At 38.7% G+C, this 5,658-nt stretch carries 5 protein-coding genes; 1 reads left to right on the forward strand and 4 read right to left on the reverse strand.

The features are described from left to right. From VMW81_03375 to VMW81_03385, 3 genes are all read right to left on the reverse strand, one after another. Positions 1-1,990, reverse strand: a 1,990-nt coding sequence (locus VMW81_03375; GenBank protein ID HUU49986.1) for a PAS domain S-box protein, incomplete at its 3' end; no start/stop codon positions are given. Between the two features lie 333 nt (positions 1,991-2,323). Further along, positions 2,324-2,872, reverse strand: coding sequence for a hypothetical protein (locus VMW81_03380; GenBank protein HUU49987.1), 549 nt, complete (start codon positions 2,870-2,872; stop codon positions 2,324-2,326). 227 nt (positions 2,873-3,099) lie between these two features. After that, positions 3,100-3,924: a rhodanese-like domain-containing protein gene (locus VMW81_03385; GenBank protein ID HUU49988.1), complete on the reverse strand. Its 825-nt coding sequence runs from the start codon at positions 3,922-3,924 to the stop codon at positions 3,100-3,102. Positions 3,925-4,069: 145 nt separating this feature from the next. On the opposite strand from VMW81_03385, the gene VMW81_03390 reads away from it, so the two are divergent. After that, positions 4,070-4,855 (forward strand): alpha/beta hydrolase, encoded by a 786-nt coding sequence (locus VMW81_03390; GenBank protein HUU49989.1) that lies wholly within the window; start codon positions 4,070-4,072, stop codon positions 4,853-4,855. Positions 4,856-5,283: 428 nt separating this feature from the next. Here VMW81_03390 and VMW81_03395 read toward each other — a convergent pair. Beyond that, positions 5,284-5,658 (reverse strand): hypothetical protein (locus VMW81_03395; protein ID HUU49990.1); only part of this gene is annotated, 375 nt, incomplete at its 5' end.

Raw genomic sequence — 5,658 nt, forward strand, 5'->3', positions numbered from 1 at the left:
TAAATTTTCTTGTTTTTTTTGACATAATATTTAAAACACCGACAACCCTTCCTTCTATACACATGGGCACACCCAGAAAGGATACAAGACCAAGTCTTTTAGCAACTTCCCTGTGTTCTTTTTTATATCTTTCATCTTCTCGCATATCCTTAGAAATTAACGGTCTCTTTTCCTTTACTATAATACCGCTAAAACTCTGACCTATTTTTAACCTCTTGGTTTCCATCAGCTCCATACCCTTTTTGGTACCGCCACCCCTGATAAGATAATCCCCTTCTCTTATCCGGTAAAGACACTCATCAGCATCAAGGAGTTTGGCAGCCTGCTCTGCTATCCAGGGGAGGAGCTCTTCTTTTGAGACACTGGATGTGATTTTCTTGCCTGTCTCATAAAGAACCCCTAGCTTCTCTTCTACCTTCTTCCTTTCTGTTATATCTCTTACGGCACATTTATATTCTAAATAAAATTTATCCTCACTATCTTTAGCGATGCCACGAAATCGAACATCTATCATCTCACCATTCTTCTTTACAAACTTAACCTCTTGATCGATAATACCTTCCTCTTTGAGTTTAGAGAAGAGCTGATCGAACTTATCCTTTGTCTCCTCTGAAAAAAATATCGATGTATGGTTTCCCTTCAGTTCACGCTTTGAATAACCCAACATTTCCACAAAGGTATGATTTGCTTCGATAATCATTCCATTTCCATCTAAAGAATAGTAGCCATCTGGGGCATTCTCGTATAAATCCTCAAATCTTTCTTTAGATTCTTTGAGCGCCTCCTCCCGTTGTTTCAGCGATTCCGCCATTTGATCAAAAGTCTGGGCCAGGACACCAATTTCAGGAGTGGACGAAAAATCTTTGGAATAAATCTTTAAATCTAACTTTCCCGTAGATATCTCTTTAGCCGCTTTCGTGAGTTTTTTAATTTGACCAGAAATGGGAAAAGAAATGAAAATGGCAATCGAAATACTCAGTGCAATGACAACAGCAGAAATAACAAATATTCTTTTTCTTAAAATAAAAATGGGGTTTAATATATCTTTTTCATCATATTCCACGATAAGCACCCACTGGAGTCCTTCAAAGTTTCTATAGCCTTTTGAGTATCCATATGAAAAGAGTTTTTGCCTCCCCTCTTCCTTTTTAACAAAAAAGCCCTTATTTCCTTCTATCCTCTTGAAAAATTCTTTTTTGGTTATATCTTCCAAAAACTTAAATGGTTCTGTTGCATAAACTAACCTTCCGTCCTTTGTAATTAATTTTATCTCTGTTGTTTCATATTTTTTTGCGACAATCTCTGCTTCCCTTATAATTCCACTAACAGCGATAACAGCCTTCATCACCCCTATGAACTCTCCATCATCATTCTCAATCCTTATTCCCACACTGATAGCATGTGTACCAACACTTTCATCATACTCAACATCGCTGACATAAAGACCCTTATTTTTTGCCACCTGCCACCACTTCTCATCGTCCTGCCTGTAATCCGAGGTTTTTCCTGTTTGAGCCACATTCGCACCATAGCTATTTGTTATAAAAATTTCTCCAACGATCCTGTATCCATACTTTTTTTCATAAAACTCGATAAATTCCTTCGTCATCTCTTCTGATACTTTATTGTTGATTAATCTCTGCATAAAGGATGTTATTGTTTCTTTTGGCTGGGATACCCATTCTTGATCTCTTTGATTGATATATTCTTGTATGTTATCAAGCTTTTCAAACTCTCTGTTAGATTCAAAAAGAGCTTTTTGCAGAATGAGGTGTTTGGTCTGTTTTTGAAGTTCCTCAATTTTAAAATAAATGTCTCGATCCATTCTCTTCAGCATTTCCTCAACCAAGAATATAGAATTCTTGCCAACAGATTCCTTCAGTGATTTACTGCTTATTTTCACTGAATAGAGTGATAGACCAGCCATGAACAATACAAACATTGTAAAGCCGAGAATTAATTTCTTACCCAAACCCAAATTCAGGCGCATTTTTATCTCCCCTGCTTAGAAAAAGATTTTAACTCCATTATTTATCGACTTTTATTAGCTTTTACTTAATAAAAAAGGCTCAAAAAAATGAATATTTTTTTGGTTATTAATGACTGAGGAGAAATCGTAAAAAGAGGTCTTTATTTGACCTATGTTCCCGCAATCATAACAATGGTTTAGAATCTAAAAGAGCTTTGAAATGCGAAAAAAATGGGTCGCTGGAAGTGATTGATTTTATTGCTTTTGATGTAACTTTCTTGTCTTGAGAAGGCAAAGGAACCAAAGAAGGGCACCCTTGATTTTTCCAGAGGCGAAGATTGGTATTCATGATTCCTATCTAATCTGGGAAGTTCCCAAGGAAGTTCCTTGGTAGCCTTTTATCACCCGCTTTTCGGCATCTATGCTTGACAGGGCATCAAACCATTCATCTTTTACAACCGATTCCTTTAGCTGATTTTTTTTAGCCCGACAAAGAGCCCAGGTCCAGACGATCCCGTGTGGGTTTGGATTGGTGTCGACCAATTTGGCGTGGAAATCGCATTTGATTTGAGGATACATGCCGTTATTCTGCTTTTGAGAGTAGTAGAAAAAGGAGTTCTGGTTCCAGAAGGAAACATGGGTCGGGTCCTGAAAAGCACCCCGGCCATCCGTGGAAGGGACCCAGACCTCAAAAATTCCGCCATGCCCGAGAACGCGCCAGGCTTCGTTCATGGTATAAATGGGGTCTTTAAGGTGCTCAACAATGTCAAAAGCCCTTATGTATTGGATGGAGTCATCCTGCCAGGGCCATGGCTCTTCGAGATTGGTAACCACATCTACCCCTTTGAAAGGATATCTGTCCACATTAATCCAGCCAGGCAAAATATTCTGGTTACAACCCAAGTTTAGCTTGCGCCACTCATCCGGCAGCTGTCGAATTTTTCTTGCATCCTGCATGAAAAGTCGCCTTTTTTTAATTTCTCAATGAAAAATAATGCACATTACATGCCATTTTGATTCTGAGTTCAACTATTTTTACAGGGGTTTGATTTTAGTGAGGGTTGATGTGGCTTTCTTGCGTGCCCAAGGCCAAAAAAGGGGGAGGGGGTAAATTTATACGAGACCCTCTCTCATAATAAATTTCCAAGAGATTTTAGATGACCCTTTTCCTCTTCTGCAATTTTGAACAGCACGTCCTTTGTCTCTTTATGCCTGCTTTTTTCCGAAAAGCGAAGGTAGAGGTCAAGGCTCTGGGTTTCAAGGGTCATGGCCAGCTCAATCAGATTCTGGACAGAGTCTAAAAAGGAGGCGTTCTGCTTCATATATTCCTCCATGTCAAAGCCGCTTTCCATGATCTTTTTGCCCAAAACCCTTTCCTCAAATGCCTTGAAGTCCTTCTTTGGTGATTCAATCTTCAAAAAAAGTTCCTGAAGCATTTTTTTGTGCTTCTCCTCAACATCTATCAGCACTGAGAGAAGCTCAACCAGTTTTTGGTCATCACTATTTTCTTTTGTTTTAATATAAAAGATCTGCGAAGCCTTTTCCATGGCATAGGCAATCATGACCATCTCAGCAGGGGATTCATCCCCGGTTAAGAGGTCTAAATTTAACTCTTGGGGTCCGGCTGCTTTTACACCTTCCCAGGCCTTGATACCGCCCTTGAGGTTATAAACCTCTTTAAACCCAAGACCGGAGAGTAACTGAGCCGCAACGCGGCTCCGGCCACCAATAGCACAATAGACAATTACTGGTTTTTCTTTGTCCAATTCATTAACTTTATCATGCAACAGAGGTAAAGGGATGAGCTTGGCACCCGGGATATGGGCCTGCTCATACTCTTTGGGCTGGCGAACATCCAGGAGCGTATATGCCCCCTCCTCATTTTCCGCCATGAATGTTTTGGCTTTCTCTTCATCAAAGGATTTTACAGGCTTAAAGAGCTGCTTCAAACGCATGATCTACCCCTCCTGAAAAAAGATTGAACTTTTTAAATCCGCCTTATCCTAACAAACTCATCAAAGAATACAAGAGTAAAAAATCAAAAAGGACATTGAAAACTTTCAATTGCAAAGATTCCTTTTATTCCTTATAAATAGTATTATGCAGATTGAAAGATTGGAAATAACCTATCTTAATCAAACCCTCAAGATCGAATACTTCCTCCGCAAAGGGGAAAAGCAAACACTCCTCTATCTTCACGGGCTCGGGTGTTTGAAAAACGATTTTATCGGGGCAGTAACAAGAGAAGAGCTCAAAGACTATACACTGGTCTCCTTTGATTTTCCCGGCTGCGGCAATTCCCCTTATCCTGAGAATGTAAATCTTGGAATCGATGATCTGGTTGAGATAACAAAGATAATGGTTTTTGAACTCTCCCTGAATAATCTCGTGATTATCGGCCACAGCATGGGCGGGCTTATCGGGCTCCTCTATATAAAAAGGTATGGAAAAGATACAAAGGGGTTCATCAATGTGGAGGGAAATCTGGCTCCTAAGGACTGCATGTTTTCCCGTGAGGTAATAGAGCCCTCCTTTAGAGAATTCAAAGAAGAGGTTTTCCCCAATCTCAAGAAAAAGTTATTTCACTCAGGAAACAGGGGCTTTAAAAAATATGCTGAAACGCTTGAGAAATACTCATCCCCAAAGGCCTTTTTTGATTACTCCCCCTCCCTTGTCAATTATTCTGATCATGGGGATTTGATTCATCTTTTCAATGAACTCAAGATTTTTAAGCTTTTCATCTACGGCTCAGAAAACAGATGGCTTCCCCACATAAAAAAGCTGAGGTGCAAAATTATAGAGATACCCCTCAGCAACCACTTCCCCTTCTATGATAACCCAGAAGAATTCTACAGGGCAGTTTCTGATTTTTTGAAGAAGATATGAAAAGCTTCTGTTCATTTCTTGCCTGCGAAAGCAAACGAACCAAAGAGAGAATTTTTCTGCTCCTGCGGTAGCGTTTCAGTTTCAAACTTCTTTAACCGCTTCATTCATTTTTTGCTTGCCCCAAAAACGAACCAAAGAAGGGCACCCCTTGCTTTTCTTAACGGAATTTTGTCTTCGCTCATTCGGCGAGGGAAAAAACTCAGGCCTTGCCCTCAAACACTTCCCCTCTTTTTCCTCATTCTCTGGAAAAATCCCTAAAAAGCAAAAGGGGGGATGAGAAACAGGCATGGGATTAAAAGAAATTACGGAAAGTTACGATATTAACTTTGACAAAGATTGACTGGATTTAACAAAAAAGGTCTAAAAGGTTACGATTAGAACTATAAAAAAGTTATAAATGGTCTAAGATTATTAAATTGAAATATTTTTTAAATAAAGTAATAAATTTGATCCAAGACTAAAATCGTTTGTAATGCCCTTATTTTTGTGTAATCTTTAACCTCTGCAACCCCGTGGCTTATACTATGGCGTGATAAATCAATTTCACCACTTTCTAAATCAAATCCCACATAAATTACTTCATTAAGGTAATTTAAGAATGGTAGTGGTAAAAACAAAGAATAATCAGAACCAGATCTTACTTTTCCTTTTTCTGTAATATAATTTAACAGTTCAGACATTTTAACCTGCTTGCCTTTACTCGTATCTTGAAAATATTTAAGTCTAATAATTCCTTCTATCTCTGGTAAAAGAGTTTTTAAACAGTTTATATAACCATCATCATCATCACGCAAATAAGCATT

The sequence above is a fragment of the Nitrospinota bacterium genome (assembly GCA_035528715.1).
Taxonomy (GTDB): Bacteria; JADFOP01; JADFOP01; order DATKYB01; family DATKYB01; genus DATKYB01.